General features: G+C 50.3%; 21 protein-coding genes. 12 read left to right on the top strand and 9 right to left on the bottom strand.

All coding sequences use genetic code 11. The features are described from left to right. Positions 1-158 precede the first annotated feature (158 nt). Positions 159-2621 carry a glycoside hydrolase family 3 protein gene (locus QWI17_RS09815; protein ID WP_302722326.1) on the bottom strand — a complete coding sequence of 821 codons (2463 nt, stop codon included), beginning with the start codon at positions 2619-2621 and terminating at the stop codon, positions 159-161. A 151-nt stretch (positions 2622-2772) separates the two neighbouring features. On the opposite strand from QWI17_RS09815, the gene glk reads away from it, so the two are divergent. From glk to QWI17_RS09790, 5 genes are all read left to right on the top strand, one after another. Continuing rightward, a complete protein-coding gene (gene glk, locus QWI17_RS09810; RefSeq protein ID WP_302722325.1) occupies positions 2773-3831 on the top strand; it encodes a glucokinase in 1059 nt (352 codons plus the stop codon). A 394-nt stretch (positions 3832-4225) separates the two neighbouring features. Next, positions 4226-5035 carry a BLUF domain-containing protein gene (locus tag QWI17_RS09805; protein ID WP_302722324.1) on the top strand — a complete coding sequence of 270 codons (810 nt, stop codon included), beginning with the start codon at positions 4226-4228 and terminating at the stop codon, positions 5033-5035. Beyond that, complete coding sequence (locus tag QWI17_RS09800) at positions 5032-5607, top strand: GTP-binding protein (RefSeq protein ID WP_302722323.1); 576 nt, start codon at positions 5032-5034, stop codon at positions 5605-5607. Before QWI17_RS09805 ends, QWI17_RS09800 begins: the two co-directional genes overlap by 4 nt. Beyond that, on the top strand, positions 5597-6010 hold the full coding sequence (locus tag QWI17_RS09795; protein WP_302722322.1) for a roadblock/LC7 domain-containing protein: 414 nt from the start codon (positions 5597-5599) through the stop codon (positions 6008-6010). The genes QWI17_RS09800 and QWI17_RS09795 overlap by 11 nt, the downstream gene beginning before the upstream one ends. Positions 6011-6039: 29 nt before the next feature. Continuing rightward, positions 6040-6402: a hypothetical protein gene (locus QWI17_RS09790; RefSeq protein WP_302722321.1), complete on the top strand. Its 363-nt coding sequence runs from the start codon at positions 6040-6042 to the stop codon at positions 6400-6402. 188 nt (positions 6403-6590) lie between these two features. Here the strand turns inward: QWI17_RS09790 and QWI17_RS09785 are convergent, their stop codons facing one another. The 3 genes from QWI17_RS09785 to QWI17_RS09775 form a co-directional block, all read right to left on the bottom strand. Next, entirely contained in the window at positions 6591-6971 is a 381-nt protein-coding gene (locus QWI17_RS09785) for a TonB-dependent receptor (RefSeq protein ID WP_302722320.1), read from the bottom strand. A 46-nt stretch (positions 6972-7017) separates the two neighbouring features. Next, a complete protein-coding gene (locus tag QWI17_RS09780) occupies positions 7018-7743 on the bottom strand; it encodes a DNA/RNA non-specific endonuclease (protein WP_302722319.1) in 726 nt (241 codons plus the stop codon). 126 nt (positions 7744-7869) lie between these two features. Further along, positions 7870-10449: an efflux RND transporter permease subunit gene (locus QWI17_RS09775; RefSeq protein ID WP_368045338.1), complete on the bottom strand. Its 2580-nt coding sequence runs from the start codon at positions 10447-10449 to the stop codon at positions 7870-7872. 665 nt (positions 10450-11114) lie between these two features. Between QWI17_RS09775 and QWI17_RS09770 the strand changes: the two genes are divergently transcribed. Together QWI17_RS09770 and ppa are read left to right on the top strand one after the other, a co-directional pair. After that, complete coding sequence (locus QWI17_RS09770) at positions 11115-11945, top strand: FHA domain-containing protein (RefSeq protein WP_302722318.1); 831 nt, start codon at positions 11115-11117, stop codon at positions 11943-11945. Positions 11946-12026: 81 nt separating this feature from the next. Next, positions 12027-12557, top strand: coding sequence for an inorganic diphosphatase (ppa, locus tag QWI17_RS09765; protein WP_302722317.1), 531 nt, complete (start codon positions 12027-12029; stop codon positions 12555-12557). A gap of 41 nt (positions 12558-12598) precedes the next feature. On the opposite strand, the gene QWI17_RS09760 is transcribed toward ppa, so the two are convergent. After that, positions 12599-13324, bottom strand: coding sequence for a hypothetical protein (locus QWI17_RS09760; protein WP_302722316.1), 726 nt, complete (start codon positions 13322-13324; stop codon positions 12599-12601). 227 nt (positions 13325-13551) lie between these two features. Between QWI17_RS09760 and QWI17_RS09755 the strand changes: the two genes are divergently transcribed. After that, positions 13552-13779, top strand: a complete 228-nt coding sequence (locus QWI17_RS09755; RefSeq protein WP_302722315.1) for a hypothetical protein — start codon at positions 13552-13554, stop codon at positions 13777-13779. A gap of 37 nt (positions 13780-13816) precedes the next feature. On the opposite strand, the gene cysE is transcribed toward QWI17_RS09755, so the two are convergent. From cysE to QWI17_RS09735, 4 genes are read right to left on the bottom strand one after another with little or no spacing between them, the layout of a single operon-like run. Next, entirely contained in the window at positions 13817-14611 is a 795-nt protein-coding gene (cysE, locus tag QWI17_RS09750; RefSeq protein WP_370659596.1) for a serine O-acetyltransferase, read from the bottom strand. Between the two features lie 49 nt (positions 14612-14660). Further along, the gene (locus QWI17_RS09745; RefSeq protein ID WP_302722314.1) at positions 14661-15344 is read right to left on the bottom strand and encodes an HAD family hydrolase; all 684 of its coding nucleotides are present in this window, start codon (positions 15342-15344) and stop codon (positions 14661-14663) included. Further along, the gene (locus tag QWI17_RS09740; RefSeq protein ID WP_302722313.1) at positions 15344-16714 is read right to left on the bottom strand and encodes an MFS transporter; all 1371 of its coding nucleotides are present in this window, start codon (positions 16712-16714) and stop codon (positions 15344-15346) included. The genes QWI17_RS09745 and QWI17_RS09740 overlap by 1 nt, the downstream gene beginning before the upstream one ends. Further along, on the bottom strand, positions 16715-17395 hold the full coding sequence (locus QWI17_RS09735; protein ID WP_302722312.1) for a M15 family metallopeptidase: 681 nt from the start codon (positions 17393-17395) through the stop codon (positions 16715-16717). Between the two features lie 165 nt (positions 17396-17560). Between QWI17_RS09735 and QWI17_RS09730 the strand changes: the two genes are divergently transcribed. From QWI17_RS09730 to QWI17_RS09715, 4 genes are all read left to right on the top strand, one after another. Next, positions 17561-17839 carry a TfoX/Sxy family protein gene (locus tag QWI17_RS09730; protein ID WP_302722311.1) on the top strand — a complete coding sequence of 93 codons (279 nt, stop codon included), beginning with the start codon at positions 17561-17563 and terminating at the stop codon, positions 17837-17839. 75 nt (positions 17840-17914) lie between these two features. After that, the gene (locus QWI17_RS09725) at positions 17915-18703 is read left to right on the top strand and encodes a Crp/Fnr family transcriptional regulator (protein ID WP_302722310.1); all 789 of its coding nucleotides are present in this window, start codon (positions 17915-17917) and stop codon (positions 18701-18703) included. Positions 18704-19067: 364 nt separating this feature from the next. Then, positions 19068-19961 (top strand): protease HtpX, encoded by an 894-nt coding sequence (htpX, locus tag QWI17_RS09720; RefSeq protein WP_302722309.1) that lies wholly within the window; start codon positions 19068-19070, stop codon positions 19959-19961. Positions 19962-19963: 2 nt separating this feature from the next. Next, a complete protein-coding gene (locus QWI17_RS09715) occupies positions 19964-21034 on the top strand; it encodes a S1C family serine protease (RefSeq protein WP_370659597.1) in 1071 nt (356 codons plus the stop codon). Positions 21035-21036: the final 2 nt, after the last annotated feature.

The raw sequence follows: 21036 nt of genomic DNA, 5'->3' as shown, positions 1-21036 counted from the left end.
GCCACTTTGACGGTGTGTGCCCACCCATCGAAAAGTGGCAACGACGAGTACGGGCCAGCCTGGAAGTGGTAAGCGAGGCTATGGTAGCCATTTCGGAAGGTTAATCAAGCCCACGGCGACTGCCGCAGGCTGATTAAAAGCACAATGTGAACAAAATGTTAAGACTTACTTACCTCAATGCCTTTACCCGCCAAGTACTTTTGCACTTGAACAAAAGAAAACCGCAAATCCAGGGTGCCTTCAGTTACCAGTGTAAAGGGCTCTAGAATTCGATAGAAAAACTCTTCTGGCGGCAGCACCAAACCAAAATCAGAACCTACGTCCGGAAACAAGTTTAAGGGTACAGTTACCCGCATCCAGTCTTTGCCCACCAGATCCTTGATCGTGTCGGTAATATTGAGATCCGAATTACTGTTGGGCCCGCAGCCCAAGCGTAGAACAACCTCTGCCGACGGCGCACTATCGACTTTGAGATCGAAAATCAACGCACCGTCGTTTTCCAGGTAGTCCAACATTACCTGCCGATCCCGGGTACTCAAGGCCACAAAACCCTCACCCAGGCCGTTCCACACGGCGCGACGAGCGTCCTCCTGCACTTCGCGATCCACCGCCGAAACCGTGATGCTGGTGGTCTCAACGACATTTCCAACCATGGTAGCGCGGTCGTTTTTGCAGCCCTCAACAATAATTTCGAATGGGTCGATGGGGCGGCGATTAAACACCGGCATTTCATCCATGGCCTCGAAGCTGGCGTCGAACTCTTCCGGCAAGTTATCATCCAGCGTATCCGGTTCGCCATAGGACAGGCCAAAGCCATAAGCAAACAGAGGGGCGTATTCTGCATCACCGCGGTTTAAAGGCCCCTGATCAGGACTACCTGGCCAAGAGAAGGTCAATTTACCTTTCATTGGGTGAGCCACCTCACCGCTCGCGCTGGTAAAAATCACATCGCCTACACCGGCACCTTCGGTACCTGGCGTCCAGATGACCACGAACGCGTCAGATGCATTCAATTCGCGGTTGACCCACAGTGGGCGACCGGTGAGGAACAGGGAGACCACTGGAATACCCTGCGCCTTGAGTTTTTTCAAAAGCTCCCAGTCACGCCCGGCGGACTCTTTGTACAGTAGATTTTGCACATCGCCCTGCATCTCGGCGTAGGGCGCCTCGCCCCACACTACAATGGCCACATCGGGCTTTTCCGTATACTCGCCGTCAGCGCTGTACTCAACCTGACCACCGCCGCTACCAACCACGTTTTGAATACCTTCGAGAATTGACGTAGAACCTGGAAAGTCTTTGCGCGTGGTACCTGTACCTTGCCAGGTTACCGACCAACCACCGGCCTGTTTTGACAGGTTATCCGCGCCCTCGCCTGCCACCAGTACGCGTTGATTGGGTTTAAGAGGTAATAGGTTATTTTTATTTTTAAGCATAACCAGTGATTCGCGCACCGCTTGACGCGCGACAGCGCGATGCTCAGGTGCGCCGATCAATTCGTCGCGGCCTGCCAGTGGGCGCTGGGAAGGTTTCTCCCGTTCAAATAAGCCCGCCCGCAATTTGACGCGCAATATCCGGCGCACGGCATCATTCGCCCGCTGCAGGGGAATAACACCTGAATTGATTTGCGCCACGGTATTATCGAACAATACCTTCCAGTCTGGATCTGGCACCATAAAAATGTCGAGGCCGGCATTAATTGCCTGCGGACAATCCAGTACGCTGGCTCCCTCAATAAAGCCATGGCCATTCCAGTCACCTACCACCAGGCCATCGAAGCCCATGGACTCTTTCAACACTGTGGTTAATAAGTGTTTGTGACCGTGTAATTTTTCGCCGTGCCAGCTGTTAAACGAAGCCATAACACTTTGCACACCGGCCTCAATCGCGCTGATGTAACCGGCACCGTGAATACGACACAAGTCTTCTTCGTTGTCCATGCAGTCGCCACGGTCAATACCATTAATGGTGCCGCCATCGCCAATAAAATGTTTAGCGGTGGCAATGACATGCTGCTCGTTTAAAAATTCGTCAGTATTACCGGCGCCTTGCAGGCCTTCAACCATTTTTCCGGCGTAAGCACGAACGATTTCAGGGTCTTCGGAATAAGATTCATAGGTACGCCCCCAACGGTCGTCGCGGGCGACTGCAACCGTGGGTGAGAAATCCCAATCAATCCCAATAGCCGCGATTTCGCGGGCAGTGACTTCGCCAATCTGACGGATAAGGTCCGGGTTGCCAGTAGCACCAAGTGCAATGTTATGGGGAAATAAGGTGGCGCCGACCACGTTACCAACACCGTGCACGGCATCAGTGCCCCACATCATGGGTACGTATACCTTGCCGTCAGAGCAGTCGGCAGCGGCCTCAAAAAATGTGTCCGCTAAAGCCACCCACTCGGCCGCCTTAGCGTAGCGGTCATTGTTGGGTACCGAGCCACCACCGTTCAGCACAGAGCCAATGTGGTATTGCTTGATATCTTGCGCCGTCACCTGTTTGATTTCAGGTTGTATCATCTGGCCCACTTTTTCTTCGACGCTCATTTGCGCCAGAATCTCATCTATGCGAGTTTCAATCTCGGCATCGGTACTTACCACACTTGTGACTTTAGGCCAGGCCACGCTTTCCTCCGGGGTCATTCGTCGTAGGGGTTTTCTGTTTACAAAGCTTGCATCTCGTACTCACAAGCATAGCGAATTGCAGGGCAAACTACACCATTATTGACAGCGCTGTCAATTCAAACTAGACTCCTCCGCGTTTTGTATCGATAACATGGTGGTTGCTGTGCACCGCTTGCAGGAAAGCGCTAAGCTACCGTCATCATCAGCCTATTTAGGAGAAGAGCCAAACATGAGCATTATTTTGGTTGCGGACATCGGCGGCACCAACGGTCGCTTTGGCCTGGTTAACGCGTGTACCCACGGCAAGGGCTACAACGCCGAGAAACAAATCAGTCTGGCCAGCGGTGACTACCCTACCCTGGCCGACATGATTCGTGATTACGTCAAACAAGCCGATGTGCCCATGCCCAAATTTGCATGTCTGGCCATTGCCGGCCCAATTCAAGACGGCCACGTCAAAGTGACCAATCTTAATTGGGAGTTCTCAATATCGAAACTGCGCGATGAACTCAACATGCAAGCTCTGGATGTCATCAACGATTATTCTGCACTTGCCTATGCGGCCCCTCATCTCCAGGCAAACGACAAAAAAACGCTCTACAGTAAAGATGCCAACCCCTACGCCCCAATTGGCGTGATGGGCCCGGGCACAGGTTTTGGCGCAGCCTTGCTCGCTCCAGTCAGTAACGGTTGGAAAATTATCCCAACCGAAGGCGGACACTGTAGCTTTGCTCCGACAACGGATACCGAAATTGCTATTTTGCAAGAAATGCGCAAACAGCATGACCACGTTTCCATCGAACATTTGCTGTCTGGCCAAGGTTTGGTGTCCATCTATCGCTCAATTGCGGTTATTGAAGGTGCGGAAGCTGAGGATTTATCTCCTGCGGATGTCAGCGCACGTGGCATGAAACACCAAGATCCTTTGTGTGAGCAGGCGCTGCAATCATTTTGCAACATTTTAGGCAGCGTAGCGGGTGATAAAGCATTGAGCTGGGGCGCCATGGGTGGGATTTATTTAGGCGGCGGCATCGTCCCCAAGATTGCCGACTATCTCCCCCAAACTGACTTTATCAAACGCTACCTAAACAAAGGTATTATGCGCGGCTATGTTGAAGACATACCGGTGCACATGGTTACTAACGACAAAGCGGCCTTAATTGGTTCCGCCGCCTGGCTTGTAGACACGACGCAAGCGCTGCAATCGTAAGACCCTAAAAAATGCGCCACAACACTTTTGTTGCTGGCGCCTTTTTTTTGCAATAATTTTTTTCTGCTCGTACGTTCCGGTCAATTTTCTGAAATAATAAATCTGACAATTAAGTCGTCAAACTACTCTTACTAAATTTTAGCGACAAAAATTAACCCCAACACCCCGCCAATTTATTTTCTTTGCTTTTCACTTCTTTAACTATTCTCCATAAAGCGCCAACAACCCGGCAATAAATTGCATTCGGTTTTCGATATCGAATTTTTAAGAATACATTAAACTAAAAATCACTTTGCATAAAAACCAAGTGCTTCCTAATCTCTAACTTAGTTCGTCTCGGCAGGCCTTCACAGAGCCGCAAGTGACGAGGTTTGACATTAGGGAGACGGTATTCTTGGACAAGCGAATTGCCTGCCTTTGCACGATAAAACCTTCGGACACAAACACAAGTCATTCCGAACAGGTATTCAGTATATTTGATTCGGCACGAATTCATAATAAGGAAAACGGAATTGTTGGCGCATTTTTGGTAGCTGACGATACCTTAATGCAGATCCTGGAAGGTGAATCGTCAGCCCTTGCCAATGTCCTATACCGTGTCAATCGCGACCCAAGAATTGCCGATGTCAGCGTCATCGTCAATATCAATATTGAAAAGCGCGCGTTCTCTCGATGGAGCCTAAAGTTACTCAGTGAACAGTGCGCGCCCCACGTAGAATATTTGCAGAAAGTTCATCAATTAATTCACGAAGACGCATCTTTTACTTCTAATCTAGACACCATTCGCTACCACAAAATATTCTTTCATACTGATAACACGCGCTCAACCGCCCCTCTGGAAAATACTGAGAAGTCAGGATTCGAAGGAACCCTACTGAGCATGACCAGTTGGCCTCGACCGACCCAGCTTAGGCTAACAGCCGAGCTGATGAAGGTGTGCCAACTGCTCATTGGCCATACAGTGGAATACCAACGACTGGTAACCCTGGCAATATTCAACTCCAGAGGTGAACTCGACTCATGTCTTGAAAAGCTGCAAGAAGTAAACGCAGTAAGTGTCATTAAGGCAAAAGAGCCCAACAACCTTCACTCAATTGAAACTCACCAAAAAAGAAAACAAACCAGTACAGGGGGCAGCCGTTTTAGCCAGGCACTAAAGCAATTCATCAGTGGCCAGGGAATAAAGGGGGGGCATCGTCAATGACTAAGATCTATCAAAAGCTTGCCATCGTCGGCGAAGTGGGCGCCGGCAAGACCCAATTTATTCGAACCATCAGTGAAATATCTCCCTTTGCAACAGAAGCGAAGTCCAGTGTAGACATAGGAAAGGAGTTTACAACGGTGGGCATCGATTACGGTCGCCTTACACTGAGCGAAGACATTGCCTTAGGTCTATATGGATTGCCGGGACAAAAACGCTTTCAGCTGCTATGGGATATGGTAAAAAAAGGGCTATGGGGGCTGTTGGTATTGGTTAAGTTCAATGATGAGCTCAATGTGAAGGCGCTGGATGATGTACTTGATCACTTCGACCCCACAAAAAACCAGATTCCATTGGTGATTGGTCTTACTCACAGCGATTTGGCGGACACGGCCGGCGATGTTGACTTATTTATTGACGTGGTTAACTACGCACTCGATCAAAACAATATACATGCTCCAATAGTTTCACTTGACCCGCGAGAGGTTGAGTCATCTCTGATGATCCTTCAGCTATTTGATGCGCTCGACCATTCAATGGGTATAGCAATGGAGGAACACCGAAGTGTCGTTTAACCAAGCGCTGTCCGTCCCCTTACAGAGTTTGTTTTCCAAATATGCACAGAACGATGCACTTGAGGTCATTTCTCTGGCTACGACAGATGGCTTTCCCGTGCAAACACTTACGACAATGACTCGTTCACTGGAGGAGGATAGCCTCAGCGCCGCCGCCAGCACATTACATTCAGTAAGCAATGCAGTGGCGCAGCAGATTCTGGGAAAAAACTTCAAAGTCGCCTTTATTGAAGCCGAACAGGGAAATGTTGCCTTTGTTGACCTGGATATAGATGAAAGCAACTACGTTTTGGTTATGTCCGCTAACGAATCTCTCAACATTGCCAGCCTGCGGCTATTAATTACACGTCTCGCCACAGAAATTGAACAGCTTTCACCGCAAACCGTTGTTGCCTCGGCATAGGCAACTTATAAAACACTCAGGAGATAACCATGAGCAATCTCAATGAAGTAAAAGTAGGCTTGATGGAAGTAGAAGGAGCACTCGGCTGCGCTATTGTCGATTACACCACCGGAATGTTATTGGCTTCTGAAGGTGCCGGTGTCGACCTTGAATTGGCCGCCGCCGGCAATAGCGAAGTGGTCAAGGCCAAAATGAAGACCATGAAAAGTTTAGGCATTGACGGTGGCATTGAGGATATATTGATCACCCTCGATACCCAGCTTCATATCATACGCCCCAGCACCTCCAACGAAGGCTTGTTTATTTATTTAGTATTGGACAAAGCTAAAGCGAATCTGGCCCTGGCGCGGCGCAAGACCGCAGACCTGGAAAAAAGCATGTTGCGCGTATAGTACCCTTCACTCGTTAGTTGAGACGGCCTCAACTAACGAGTGAACGTTTTACCACACGGCGAATAATCCATAAGAGCCAAATCAATCCAAATGTATACAGTATGATCTTCGACCGAGGGCCCAACCACAAAGCTAGCCTTATCATCCCCACGTGCTGTTTTATACCGCTTACTCAAATTAAGTGTGCCTTACTTATTCGCTTTAAACTCCTGAATTAATTGTATTTTCATCAAAACCATAGCGATAAAAACAACTATGGATGATACCCCGAGCACTGGCCCTAGCACTTTCTCTGCCGCCCACTGCTGGTACATTAAAAACAACCCCACTAAAAGTATCAGCGACCCCACGGCATGGCAATAATACTGTACTTTGGCTAATCTTAGCTGAATGTCTACGACCCACATTTTATAGCACCCGGCATAGATAAAGGAGACCACAAACCCGAGCAGCATAATATGAGCGTGGGTCACCAACTGAGTATGATTCTTCGAAGCAGCCATATATATCCCCAACACTAATCCTAACAAGCCATAACCAAAACTCATTATCAGATACTTTTTATCCATCGCCTTATCCTCTGAATATAGGGTTTAAGAAGCTCACGAATACGCCTCACCACAAAGATCTAACTCTGGCCTTTTCCCTGTCGATTTCAGACCCCTGCAAACTTCCCCAAAGCAAAATCCCTGCGCGCCTTTCAATATAGTCTGCGGGCACAAGGTAATCTTCTAACTCACCGTCAAGCTCGGTATTGGGCAGCTCAAACGCCCATAATTTTAGACTTCCGTTCATTTCTTCAGTCAAAATACACTTGTAGAAATGGCTTGGCACCGGAATGCTAACTCCGTTGCTATCGGACTCTCCAATCAACACAATGGGTTCGAAAAAATCAAAGATTGGGCCGGTAATAACGTAGGTTTCCAAAACACTGTCGCGAGCGTTTAAATCCCGTACCTTTGCCTCAAGCTTGCGCCAAATTTGCCGATTAAACGTAGGAGCCTGAGGGGACATATTGGAAAGGAGAAAGGTTTCACTATTTTGCAGATTTTCGTCAATTTGATTGGCGCTTGCCACCAGATGGCCACGATCGTAGCCCTGCCCTCGGTAATCGGACAGATCCGCTCTAAATCGCTCAGGAATCCGATAATCTGGTCTGAAATTGTTCAACCGCTCAACGGGCTCCAGATCTTTCTTGTCCGGGTCAACAATCTCGAGAGCCCACTTCGCCTGGCGAAAGTAGTAAGAGTAACCGACAACAAAATACCGGTTAAACAACACCTGATCGGCAGCCGGACAACCGTATCGAACTTCCCGGCGCATGGTATACACATCCAACATGGTCATCTCTCCCTATCAATCACGACGCTTAAAGCAAGAAAACCCTCCCAACACCAACGCGTTTCCCGTAACGACCAAACCGTACCTAAGACAAAGCAAACGGGGCGAGAACCTCGCCCGCTTTATTCAGTCAAATCGACCAAACGGCTTGGTCATAAGCACCAATTTAGGTAACAACGTCAATGAACCTAGAATGGCGGCGAACATAGCCAGCGCTGTCAACACACCAAAATAGATGGAAGGTATAAATTCTGACAAGGTTAAAATAAGAAAGCCGACGATAATAATAACGGCCGTGTAATACATAGCCCTGCCAATTGACGCATGCGAGTTATGCATTGCCTCCACATAGTTGTGTGTCTCTGCCAATTCCAGACGGAATCGGTACAAATAATGAATCGCATGATCCACACCCACGCCGACTGTTATTGCGGCTATGGTTATCGTCATCATATCCAACGGAATGCCGTATAGGCCCATCCCCCCCAACACAACGGATGCCGCTAACAGATTCGGCAATAGGGAAATAATAGCAATGGTGAGTGAGCGAAATAACACCAAAAACATCAACATGATACCGAGAAAAACTGCGCCTAAAGTAACAATCTGCGAGGTAAATAAACTTTGCAGCATATTGTTATACAGCACTAGCATACCGGTAAACTGCACCTGCTCTGACGCCAGCCCAACGTCATCGATAGCAAAGTTACGTATTTTCTCAACCAGTTCAGAGCGCTTAAGATCTGGACTGGTTTCTTTTACCCGCAACGTAATTCTCGTTTGACCATCGGAGTCGGACAAGTACGGAGCAACCAAAAAGTCACGAATATCATCGGACAACATATTGCGTACAACAGTGAGCTCAAAATTATTGAGAGCCCCACCATTAATGTCTTCCGTCACTTGGTATAAGGTGTACAGCGACTGAACCTTACCCACTTCGGGCAGAGATTCTAAATATTGGTGAATTTCTCCAATTGTTTGCAACCCCACAGGGTTAAACCAGGGGCTGTCCGACTGAGCGCCAGCGGGTTCCGAGCCCTCTGCGCCAAAAGGGTCTCCACCAAAAGGATCGTCGAAGGAATCACTTGCACTATTCGAGGCAGAGTTGTCCGCTGAGAAAGGTTCATCAAAGCCAAATTCGTCCTCTTCAGCTGGCACAGCCTCAGCAGCAGACGACGCCTGAGGTTGATTCTCCGGTGCATTAAGAACAATGTCGAGACTCACTGTGCCGCCGAGCTGACGATCGATCAAGCTCATACCCTGATAGATTTCAGTGTCTTTGTGGAAGTAATCAATAAACCGGTTTTCTACTTTGAGCTGAGTAATGCCGTAGCCACTTACCCCAGCCGCGACTAACGCGGCAATGACAACGGCAGTGCCGTGTTTTTCAGCAATCCTCGAAAAGCGCAGAGTGGTCGCTGCAGATTTGTCTCCTTTATCTTTTGGCTCACCTTTAGGTAAAACCATAAGTGAAGCAGGCAACAGTAGAAAAGCCAAAATCAGTGCGTACGACAACCCTATTGTCATCATCCAGCCAAAATCTATAACAGGGCGAATATCACTGACCACCAGCGAGACAAAAGCCACAATCGTGGTCAGCGCGGTATACAGGCAGGGTTTAATCATCTGGGAAGCCGTTGCCATCACCAACTGCTCTTGGCTCCATTCACTGTGGCGCGCATGTAACTCGCGGTAGCGCACCACCAAATGAATTGTAATCGCTAAGGTCATAATTAATAACAGTGCGACAAAGTTGGATGAAATAACCGTAAGGCGCCAATCTACCCAGCTTAGCAACCCCAGCACGGAAACAACCGACATAATGCAAACAGCCAAGGGCAGAATCACGAACCGCCACTGCCGGAAAATCAACGCTAACATCAGAATGATAAACACCACGATAGCGCCGCCAAACACCACCAAATCACTGCGAATAAAATCAATCATATCGGCAGTAATCATGCTGACACCACCGAGAAACACCTGCGCTTGCGACTGGTACCGGGTTAGTATCTGGCGAATGGTTTCTACGCGCTGATGATCCTGTGCCTGTACTTTGGTGCGATAGGCGAGAAACTCAGCGCTGATGGTTGCAAGTCGCTCAGTCTCTTCGCTACTAAGCCCTTCTTGCTGACGCTTCATGCGCAGGGCATCGCGCGCCCTAACCATTTCGATATATTGGTTATTTACAGCCAGGCTAAGCTGCAACGCTGTGGTTTGACCGTCACTGGATAGCAATGTGTCTCGATAAATCGGGCTATTGAGAAACTCGTCTCTGGCCTGTTCTTTATTCACACCAGGAGTCAACAAGGTGCGCGTCGATTTTTGTTGCTCCGCCAAAGATCGCATCGGGCTGTACAAAAGCGGGACCGACAATATGGAGTTGATACCACTTACCCCATCGACAGCCGCCAACTCATTTTGTAGCTTCTGTAAGGTTTCCAGTGAGGCATCAGAAAACATCGGTGCTTCGGGTGTGTAAGTCACCACCAGAAAATCGCCAGATTGGTAGCGCTGATTCACTTGCCGGAAGAAGTCCAGAGAATTGTCACTCTCAAGCGTCAACGAATCCGCCGAGGCGTCCAATTTAAAATTAGGCAGGCCAAGTGCGGCAACAGCGGTAAGGGCAACCAAACCCGCCAAGACCCATTTGGCGTGATTAGTAATAAGACGACGATAAATCGATTTAAGATGTTCGGACATAAGCTGAAACTGACTCCTTGAAGTTGCGCCTATTATGTAAGAAAGTACTGAAATTAGCGATCACTATGGCCAAGATCTCACTCTGGATTGTTTAAACCACGCGAGCGCTGCTAGCTTCTCAGGCTTTGCAAATTCGCCACTACTCTGGCGCCCCCAGCCCGCTTCTTCGCAGAACCATACCGCATCGGCACCGTTCTCAGCCGGCAGCAAGCAGATCTCGCCGACATCACCGGCACAGCCTCACAAGCACCCTGAGCTTTAATTGATTCCGTCTAGCGGAAATCGGCGCGGTTTCGTATCAGGCGCCGAGAGCATATTATGGGCTTATGGCAAACAAGCGAGCGACAACGACCTCGTCAGCCTTTGCGCCTCAATTGGCGAATTTTTAACCACACCAGAGCGAACGCAATGAGCGCGAACGCGCCTCCCTGTTCGGGTTAGGCGGCGCTTAACGCTCAGCGGCATACCTCACCGCAATGAAAGACCCGGCCGTTTCTCTGCGCCGGCATAGGCCGCAAGAACGGTAAATGGCACGAATCGCCTCTTTTTTAATCGAAGTAGAGACAGGCGACCAGCTTATTAATTCCATCGCTCAAACTGTGCGCAACTAAGAGTAAAAGTGTTACTATTGGTAAATATGCTTCACTCGGGACTGCTAGCGAATCATGCTGAAAATAAAACGTCAGGACAAGCCTCACCCCCCCGTTCTGATCGTTGAAAAGCTTTATAGTATCGGCACGGCGGCTGACAACAATCTTGTATTGAAAGAGCCGGACATTGATTCTGTGCACGCCCGTCTGGTCAACACGAACGGCCAAATCACCCTAAAAGACAATACGAGCAGCAGTGGCTGTTTTGTCAACGGTCAGCGTATTACGCAGAAGCTCCTGCAGCCGGGCGATTTTATTAAGATCGGCTGTGCAGAATTCGAAGTATTGCCTCTTACTCAAACCGACAGGCAGGCGCAAGCAGATGATTGCTGGCACCTGGTTGCCGACAGCAGCTGGCTAGCCGGGCAGTCGTTTATTATCGCCAAAGACAGTCGCTGTATTATTGGACGCTCGAGCGAATGCGATATCACCATTGCCGGCACACACCTCTCACGCCGTCATACTGAGGTATCCGTGGTGGGCAGTTCTCTGCGGGTGCGCGATCTCGGCTCGGCCAATGGCACCTTTGTCAACGAAAGGCCGGTAAAGGATGACCTTGCCCACAATGGTGACCAATTGCGGGTGGACGTTTACAGTTTTCGTATTGTGGGGCCAGATGACGGCGCCGACAAAACCCAAATACGCAACTCGCCCCTGCCCGAATTTACCAAAACGGTTGAACGCAAAACCACCAGCGCTGAGCCCAAGCGCTGGAAGACGCGCCCCACCTCGCCCGGCAATCGTATGGAGCCCACCTACCGGGAATCCCGTGGTATCCGCCTGTGGCCCTGGGTTGCCCTGTGCGCCGCTGCCCTATCTATACTTCTGTTTCTGCTGTTACGCTGAGCTGAGCCTTCGGCAAGGTTGTGATAGAATCGCGCCGGTTTAAACCTTTAACACTGTGTAAATCACCTTCGGAAGGCAATTATGAGCTTTGACAAAGTTCCCGCAGGCAAGAGTCTGCCAGACGACATGAACGTCATTATTGAAATCCCAATGAATGGCGAACCCATTAAATATGAAGTAGACAAGGACAGCGATGCCGTATTTGTGGATCGCATTCTGGGCACTTCTATGCACTACCCCTGCAACTACGGTTACGTGCCAAGCACCTTGTGCGGCGACGGCGATCCGGTAGACGTTTTGGTACTGTTACCACACGCGCTAATGCCCGGCTCAGTTATCCGCTGCCGCCCTGTAGGCGTATTGAAGATGACTGACGAATCCGGTGAAGATGCCAAGGTGCTGGCCGTACCCGTCGACAAAATCACCCCGCTCTACAGCAAGGTTAAGTCTGTCGATGATGTGCCGGAAATCACCCTCAAGTCTATCGAGCACTTTTTTGAGCACTACAAAGACCTCGAAGCGGGCAAGTGGGTTAAAATTGACGGCTGGGAAGGCGTTGAAGCGGCCCGTGAAGAAATTCAAGACTCGGTCGAACGCTACAACAAAGGCTAAGGGTATATCCCGTTTACAGTTGTGAGGAGGGTCGCCCGCATTCAGCGATCCTCCAGCTTTAGCTGACTCGTATCCGGGTTCACCGCAGGCTTATCCTCTTTAAGCTCCCCCATATCGCTGCCTACAGGCGCGAGTTCAACGGCCAACTCTTTCACCACTACAACATCGGGTTGCTCGGTCTCTTCTGGCCGGAGTAAGTCCTCCCCCACCTCAGACAAGCCCCATGATTCAGGCTCTATAGTGGGCAACGGTATAGTCTGGCGCTCATTTTCGCTCACCAAATCGGCGCCAACCTCTGCCAGGTCAAATTCTGGCGTCACCACAGCGGCTACCGGTTCGGGCGCCACCTCAGTTTGATCCAGCAAGTTACCCTCAACAGCGCGCAAAGTTAACGTCGATGTGTCGATCTCGACAGCATCCGCTTTTTGGCGCTCACTGCGCCTGAGTAAGTTTTCGCCCGCCGGCGCCAGACTCAATTGTCTTTTGCGCGGCACTGGCTCGGGCCTTGAGGCGGGGCTTTGGGTAGCCCCCGCGACTTTAACACTGACCTCGGCCCCGGCTTTTTGTAAAACGGCCTGATACTTGCGGGCTGTAGCCTCGTCGAGGTTGCGTTTGAGCGGCACAGGACGACCGGTAAATAAGGCCTCTATTTTGGCTGCATCGGCCTTAAAGAGTTGCTGCAAGCGCTGTTTGACGTCATTCAGCGAATGCCCGAGAACAATGTCGCCACGAAATATGATGTCGTACGTTGTTTTTTCTTGTTCCATTTCACATCCTCAGTGCCACACACAGCCCAATTACGACCGACACCTCCTATCGTAGCACGATCCCTGCCGCGGAAAACCCTGTGTCAGAGTGCGCAGGCTCTGGCTCATGCAAAAACAAACGGCGTGGCTTTACTTTATGTGAAAAATTGTTCTGGAAGGCGACTGGAGCCTACCAGATAAAGCGACCATAATTCACTAACCGCCAAAATGGACGTCGTGGGGTGAATATGAACAAAGCCGTAAGTCAGTTCGATAACATTACCGCTAAAGACTCTGTCAAACACAGGGTAGAGAGGGATATTGCGTCAATCAACCAGAAAATTATATCTCTGGAAAGTGAGCCCAGAAGTAACGACCAACTGTTAGCGGCCTATCGGCTTATGCTGAAAACCCGTACCGAGGTACTCAGGTGTCTCACCGACACCTACAACAAGGGCGGCTCTTACCGGCACTAATGTTAGAAATCGCCCACAGACGCGCCGTGCCGGGTCATCACTGGTCAAATTCGTGATTCATATCTTGCGCAGGGTTGTCGGAAGCCGGGCGGCCAACAATTTTGGCAGGCACCCCCACTGCCGTCGAGTGCGGAGGAACTGAGTTTAAAACAACACTGCCTGCGCCTATTTTCGCCCCTTCACCGATACTGATATCCCCGAGAATCTTGGCTCCCGCCGCTATTAACACGCCCTTACCAATTTTCGGATGGCGATTGCCCTTGGCATTACCGCTGCCGCCTAAGGTTACAGCGTGTAGCATAGAGACGTCGTCACCTACGACCGTCGTTTCTCCAATGACCACCCCCGTAGCATGGTCAATCATAATGCCACTGCCGATTACAGCGGCCGGATGTATGTCGACACCAAAAGCCTGAGAGATGCGATTTTGCAAATAAAGGGCTAAGCATTTACGCCCCTGCCCCCACAGCCAGTGTGCAACACGATAGGCGACTAACGACTGAAAGCCTTTAAAATACAACAAAGGCATCAGGTACTGATTACAGGCCGGATCACGTGCGCAATATGCTTCTATATCGCGACACAGCGAGACTTCAATCTGTTGGTCGCCGGCCATGGCTTCAAAAAATACTTCACGCAAAGAAATTGCGGGCAGCGCCTGGCTGTCGAGAAGGTTCGCAATGTGGTAACTCACCGTATCAACCAGTGTGGCATGATTGAGAATACTGGCGTGATAAAAACTGGCGAGGCTTGGCTCCACCTGAGCCAACTCTTGCGCTTCAGATCGGATTTGTTGCCAGATATCGGTCGGATTTAAGACAGGCCGCAGCACATTCATCTCCCTGGTGAAAGGCCACATTGTCAGGCCGGGTAACATGCTCTCATATTTGGTCGATGACTTCATCCATAGAGGTTATCATCGTCGCTCCCAGCTGCCGCATACTGCATGCTGTAGCACTGTGGGGATCGTGTGAATTATAACCCAACACACGTATGCCAGCCCGAACAGCAGCTTCCACCCCGGAGGGCGAGTCTTCCACCACCACACACTCCCGAACATCAACGCCCTTGGTGCGGGCGGCCAGCAAAAATAGATCTGGGGCTGGCTTGCCAACGGCAACATCGGTTGCGCTAAAACGGTTTTCCCGGGGGAAAAACTCTATCAGCTCTGCTTGTGTCAACGATAACTGCATTTTTTCGTGACGCCCGTTCGAGGCCACACAAAACGGAATCTGCTTTAACTTCAATGCGTCGAGCAACGGCTTTATTCCTGCAATTGGTTTCACCCCTGAGTCAAAAGCCAGCAACGTTTCTTGCTGAACACGGCACCAAAAATCTGCGGTGAAGGACTCCAGCCTGGCCTTTGACCAGCTCTTATAAGGTTCCATTTCCCGCAACAAATTTGACACTTGTTCAGCACAAACCGAGATTGATTTTCCGCAAAATAAAGCCAGCACGTCGGCGACGGACATTTCCACCCCCAACGGGGTGAGACAACCGCGCAGAACATTTGCACTCAAGGTTTCGGTGTCGACCAGCACACCGTCACAATCGAAAATTACCATCAGGAAGTAGGCCGTATTATTAATTCATTCACACGCAATTTTACCCGCTGAAAAAATACCGGTTCACGCCACAACAGCAACAACAGCACAGTCAAATGCAGAGCGACCGTGAGCATAAAAAAGTGAGGAATTGTAAAGTCTAGCTGCCCCAAAAATACAACCGCCGAGATAGATGAGGCAATCATAAACAACGCATTAAACACATTATTTGCCGCGATAATTTGGCCGCGACGCTCATTTCTGGCGTGGTGTTGCATAAGAGCCTGCAAAGGCACTGAATAAAGCCCCCCCGCTATCCCGAGCAGAAGAACATCCATAGCGACCCGCCAGAATTCCAACTTAGTGAGCAACTGCCCAAGAGTAAACAGTTGCTCAGTGGTATCGAGCTGATAGCGTGCGTAAAAGCTCTGCCCAGCCAGCGCGATGTCGAAACCCAACACGGCAATTAATATGCCCCCCAAAGGAACCAAGGCAGGCTCTAATTGCTTACGACTCAGTTTTTCACACAAGAGAGCGCCACCACAAACCCCGAACAGAAACGCTACCAGTAAAAAAGTGACACTGGATGCCTGCCCCATTAATACCGTACGGGCGAAGTTAGGCAGCTGAGTTAAATACACCGACCCCAAAAACCAATACCAGGAGAAACCCACAATACTCCAAAACACCGTTTTATTTTCACTGGCATACCCAACAGTTCGCTGCATCAAGCGCAGTGGATTGCGAACCACCGGGGATGCATCCGAGCTTGCTGGCGCTGCGGGAATATGCCGACTGAAGCGCCAGCCCGCCCAAGCCACCAACACTCCCCCAACCGCGACAACCAGTTGCCCGCCGGAAACTTGTAGAATCAGTGTGCCGCATATCAAACCCGCAAATACGGCCAGCGACGTGCCTGAATGCAATACACCGTTGGCTCCGGTCAGCTGCTTAGCCTCCACGTGCTGCGGCAAAATTGCATACTTTACCGGACTAAAACACGCTGACTGCACGCCCGTTGCAAAAATAACCAACAACAGCAATGCCGAGCTCCCCAGCCACATCGCGACCGCCCCCAAAAGCATCACCGCCACTTCGCCCAGTTTAATAACCCGCGCGACGCGCGCTTTATCAAGACTATCTACATACTGACCGGCTATGGGTGCAAACAACAAAAATGGAATAATCAATGCCGCTGCCACTAAATTATTCAGCACATCAACACTTAACCCCCAGCGCTCAATCGCACCGTAGGTAAACAGCATCATCAATGCACTTTTGTAGAAGTTGTCGTTAAAAGCGCCCCCAAATTGCGTCCAGAATAGCGGGTAAAATTTACGCTGTTTTAGCAACGCAAACTGGTTGGCATGCAGGGCCGGATCGGACGGCATTTACGAAGCTCCCACGGCGACAAAACGCCGATATATTTCATCGATATTATTTAATATTTCACTTTTGAGCAGTATGTCAGTTTGCGCCAACTGCTCACTCAAAAGCTCCTTCGTTAATGCTTTTGCAAACGGTTCGGCCAGTTCGCTACAACTTAAATGCCAAGGCTCTGGTGCTACACCATTTTTATCCTGCGTATAGGGCCGATAAAACCCACAGTTTTCCAGACATGCGGGCAATGCCCGTCCCAACACCCGAAAAACACCATGGCAGTCGTACTCGGAAGCGACCAACTGCAATCGGTACCCCTCGCTCACTGCCGCTTTGTCGTAGACATCAATGTCTGTCCCCCAGTGGTGCCGGGAGGCGCCAGGCAGTGCGCTAAAGCGCAAAATCGCCCACAGAGTTTCACGCTTAGATAACAGTCTAATGTCTATCACATTGCCCAGATCATCGAGTATTGCACGCTCACCGCTTGCTTTGGCATTAAATATTGCCAATTGACGCTCAAAGCTTCGAAAGCCACTGGCTACCGCCAATTTGCAACCAAATGGGCGTAAGCCTTCGTATAGGTCAGACAGGGGCTGCACGAGGTCGCGATGTACCTTTGCCGTAGCGCAAAACTCCACAAGGTGAGTGTCATCCAAGCCCAGCGCTTGGCGTTCGATTAGGGAATAGCACATGACAAAGGACCAGAAATTTATAAATTGCGCCAACTTTAACGCGAATGCAAATCGATAGCGAGCGGGCCACTTGCAGTTGAAACATAAGTATGTAATATAACCTGTAGCTATATATGCGAACAGCTGGCTATTGGAATTATAATGAAAAAAGGGAGCGCTGTAGTTATGGCAAATGAACAATGTGAGCTACTCAAATTAAAAAATCTGGGTATGGCTTCGGTCAACATTCTCCGGGCCGTTGGCATTTCCAGTTACCAAGACCTACAAGCAATGGGCGCCGTGAACGCCTACCTAAAAATTAAAGAACGCGATATCAGTGTCTCCAAAGTCATGCTCTATGCGTTGCAAGGGGCTTTAATGGATGTTCACTGGAATGACTTGTCCCCGGAATTGAAGCAGCAGCTCGTGACAGAATCAGAGAACCAAAGCACAGAAAACGCTTAATTTTAGTTGTCAGGCCAGGTGCATGACCTGCTATAGTAAAGTCGGCAAACAAGACAGAGGCATACAGTACAGGCTATGCAATTACCGGCGCATGAACTCGACGAATTGACCAACCTCGGTCAAAAAATTCACAGTATCACCCGTAGTCTAATGGATGATCTGCGCCCGGCCTCGACTTCGGTCTCCATACCCGCAGCAGACCGGCTTTTTGCCGACGCCAGCCCGGCGACGGTTTACTTGATCGAACAAGGCCAGGTCAATTGCGAGCTCAATGGCAAACGTGTGGTCATTTTTGAGCCGGGAGATCTTATTGGCCTGCAGCGCATGCTGAACCTCCCCGCCGGTCAGCTCTCATCGGCAGAAGCAATCACGGTTTTGCCCATTGAACGTGACGAGCTTATTCACCACGTCAACTCCACAGACAGCTTACAAAAACTCTGGAGCTATTATCTGGTCGCCCTCAGCGGTTGGTACCAACTCGCCTTAAGTCAGGAAATTCGCAAAGAGTTCCAGCCCAGTGCCGGATTTTTGCACTTCAGCGCCGGAGAAACCATTATTCGTCAGGGCGACGAGGCAGACTTGGTTTACACTCTGCTCGAAGGTAATGCCGAGGCCTACTGCGACGAGGTCAGAGTTGGACAAATTCATAACGACGAAATATTTGGCGCTCTGGCCGTATTTACCGGACAAAAACGTATCGCCAGCGTAGTCGCTACCAGCGACTGCACGGTACTTACCGTGCGCAAGGAAGAGTTTATTGAACTGGTTGAACACCAGCCCCACATCTGCATAGGCTTAATTGAAGAAATGGCGGATAAAATCAAGCAGTTGAACCACCAAATATCCAATCTTCAAGACGCTTAGATCGCCATCACTCTAAGCTTTATCGCCGGCAACCAATTTATTGCCCTAATAAGCAATCCAGCCTATTAGGGTTGACAACCTTAATGATAATGATTATCGTTACATAACTGTCAGCTTAGCACTGACAGTGATCGGCCAATATTCCTGCAAGTCTATTGTCTGATCTTCTCCTCTGATTTGCCGTTTTAGGTGGCAAATCAACGGGTACTGCTACAGTACCCAGGCTAATCACGGTTGCTTGGGCCGCCTGCGGGCGGCCACTTTTCTCCACCCCCAACGTCCCAGTCTAATTCTCACACTATTGAAAACCTCCAAATCGACGTCATATACCCCTTTGACTAACGGTTTTCGAGGAGTAATCACCGTGTTGCGAATTGGTTTGTTTTTGTTAACCAACATTGGCGTCTTGGTTGTCGCCAGTATCACCCTAAACCTACTTGGGGTTAACCATATTCTGGATGAGTCCGGAAGCGGGCTTAACCTTAAATCGTTGCTGATATTTTGCGCGGTATTTGGCTTTAGCGGCTCATTTATATCCCTATTCTTGTCTAAATTTATCGCTAAAAAAACCACAGGTACTCAGATCATTGATACCCCCAGAACAGCCGAGCAAAAGTGGCTACTGGACACTGTCGCCGAGCTGTCGCAAAAAGCCGGCATCGGTATGCCCGAAGTGGGTATTTTCCCCGCCCCGGAAGCCAATGCCTTTGCCACCGGCTGGAACCGTAACAAGTCACTGGTGGCGGTCAGCGCCGGCTTGTTACAGCGCTTCGATCGCGAAGAGGCCCGGGCTGTGCTGGCTCACGAAATTGGCCATGTGGCGAATGGCGATATGGTTACCTTGACACTGATACAGGGCGTCGTGAACACGTTCGTTATGTTCTTTGCCCGGATTATCGGACATACGGTTGACCGCGTCGTGTTTAAGACCGAGCGTGGGCTAGGTATTGGCTACTATGTCGTGACCTTTGTCGCTGAAATTGTTCTGGCGTTTTTGGCCTCCATGATCGTTATGGCCTTCTCGCGCTATCGCGAATACCGCGCCGACCAAGCCGGTGCCAACCTTGCCAGCCGGGCCGGTATGATTCGGGCGCTACAGCGCCTGCAGGCGGAAACGCAAGCCGGGGCACAAAGTTCTATGCCCTCAAGCATGAAGGCCTTTGGCATTTCCAGCGGCTTTTCGCAAAACATGGCGAAACTGTTCGCCAGCCACCCACCGCTGGAAGAGCGCATTCGAGCGCTGCAGCAGGGAGGGTAATCATGTCAGCTCTCATTCAAAGCCGTAGGCTCGGGTATGTACTGGCTTGGCTGATAGCGGTTTTCATTGCCAGCGCCGCCATGGCGGCGCCAGAATTTGCCACGGATGACGAGCGCAACACCATTGAAATTTTCGAATTTGCCAGCCCTTCTGTGGTGTACGTTAACCGCCTACAAGTAGTGCGAGATCGCCGTTCCTACGATTTGCTGTCCATCCCCCGCGGAGCGGGTACAGGCTTTGTCTGGAGTGAGGAAGGTTACATAGTTACCAACTACCATGTGGTGGAGGGAGCCCTGCAAGTTTCTATTACGTTACCCGATCAATCCAGCTGGCCGGCAAAGGTAGTGGGCCTGGCGGCCGATAAAGATCTCGCCGTGCTTAAAATTGACGCGCCCAAAGACAAATTGCGGGCACTGCCCGTGGGTGATTCCAACGAGTTGGTCGTAGGCCGCAAGGTACTTGCCATTGGCAACCCCTTTGGCCTCGACGCCACCTTAACCACCGGTATAGTCAGCGCCCTGGGGCGCGAGATTGAAGCCCCCAATCAACGCAAAATACGCAACGTTATTCAAACGGACGCCGCCATTAACCCCGGCAACTCAGGTGGCCCTCTGCTCAACTCTGAGGGTGAGCTGATTGGCGTTAACACCATGATCTACAGCCCCAGTGGCGCGTCTGCGGGTATTGGCTTTGCAATACCTGTCAATATCGTCAAAGAGATTGTGCCGCAGCTCATTGAATTTGGGCGCCTGGTGCGGCCAGTGTTTGGCGTTGAGTTTGCCCCGGCTTACTGGTCCCGCAAGGCGGGCGTCGAGGGTGTCGCCTTACTCCATGTAGCTCCGGGCTATCCTGCGGCGCTGGCCGGTTTGCGCGGTGCCAGGCGCGGTAGCTGGGGGCGGGTCGAATTAGGTGATATCGTTATTGCACTTGACGACACCCCCACGCGCAATCAGGATGAATTTCTTACCGTCTTAGAGGCGCGCCAACCAGGCGATGAAATCGTTGTTCACTTCGTCAGAGATGGGCGCCTGGAGCAGACATCGGTAACACTTGCCGAACCGCAGTTGGATTGATT

Origin of the sequence: Gilvimarinus gilvus, assembly GCF_030518155.1 — a bacterium.
Lineage (GTDB): Bacteria > Pseudomonadota > Gammaproteobacteria > Pseudomonadales > Cellvibrionaceae > Gilvimarinus > Gilvimarinus gilvus.
This window is presented reverse-complemented; position numbering and strand designations above follow the sequence as displayed.

What these genes read in the sequence shown, in the direction of transcription:
- QWI17_RS09760 (WP_302722316.1), bottom strand. Translation starts at nt 13,324, where the DNA reads ATGGAACAAGAAAAAACAACGTACGACATCATATTTCGTGGCGACATT.
- ppa (WP_302722317.1), top strand. Translation starts at nt 12,027, where the DNA reads ATGAGCTTTGACAAAGTTCCCGCAGGCAAGAGTCTGCCAGACGACATG.
- QWI17_RS09790 (WP_302722321.1), top strand. Translation starts at nt 6,040, where the DNA reads ATGAGCAATCTCAATGAAGTAAAAGTAGGCTTGATGGAAGTAGAAGGA.
- QWI17_RS09715 (WP_370659597.1), top strand. Translation starts at nt 19,964, where the DNA reads ATGTCAGCTCTCATTCAAAGCCGTAGGCTCGGGTATGTACTGGCTTGG.
- QWI17_RS09780 (WP_302722319.1), bottom strand. Translation starts at nt 7,743, where the DNA reads ATGTTGGATGTGTATACCATGCGCCGGGAAGTTCGATACGGTTGTCCG.
- QWI17_RS09730 (WP_302722311.1), top strand. Translation starts at nt 17,561, where the DNA reads ATGGCAAATGAACAATGTGAGCTACTCAAATTAAAAAATCTGGGTATG.
- QWI17_RS09800 (WP_302722323.1), top strand. Translation starts at nt 5,032, where the DNA reads ATGACTAAGATCTATCAAAAGCTTGCCATCGTCGGCGAAGTGGGCGCC.
- QWI17_RS09735 (WP_302722312.1), bottom strand. Translation starts at nt 17,395, where the DNA reads ATGTGCTATTCCCTAATCGAACGCCAAGCGCTGGGCTTGGATGACACT.
- QWI17_RS09740 (WP_302722313.1), bottom strand. Translation starts at nt 16,714, where the DNA reads ATGCCGTCCGATCCGGCCCTGCATGCCAACCAGTTTGCGTTGCTAAAA.
- QWI17_RS09770 (WP_302722318.1), top strand. Translation starts at nt 11,115, where the DNA reads ATGCTGAAAATAAAACGTCAGGACAAGCCTCACCCCCCCGTTCTGATC.
- glk (WP_302722325.1), top strand. Translation starts at nt 2,773, where the DNA reads ATGGTGGTTGCTGTGCACCGCTTGCAGGAAAGCGCTAAGCTACCGTCA.
- QWI17_RS09725 (WP_302722310.1), top strand. Translation starts at nt 17,915, where the DNA reads ATGCAATTACCGGCGCATGAACTCGACGAATTGACCAACCTCGGTCAA.
- QWI17_RS09775 (WP_368045338.1), bottom strand. Translation starts at nt 10,449, where the DNA reads ATGTCCGAACATCTTAAATCGATTTATCGTCGTCTTATTACTAATCAC.
- QWI17_RS09755 (WP_302722315.1), top strand. Translation starts at nt 13,552, where the DNA reads ATGAACAAAGCCGTAAGTCAGTTCGATAACATTACCGCTAAAGACTCT.
- QWI17_RS09745 (WP_302722314.1), bottom strand. Translation starts at nt 15,344, where the DNA reads ATGGTAATTTTCGATTGTGACGGTGTGCTGGTCGACACCGAAACCTTG.
- QWI17_RS09785 (WP_302722320.1), bottom strand. Translation starts at nt 6,971, where the DNA reads ATGGATAAAAAGTATCTGATAATGAGTTTTGGTTATGGCTTGTTAGGA.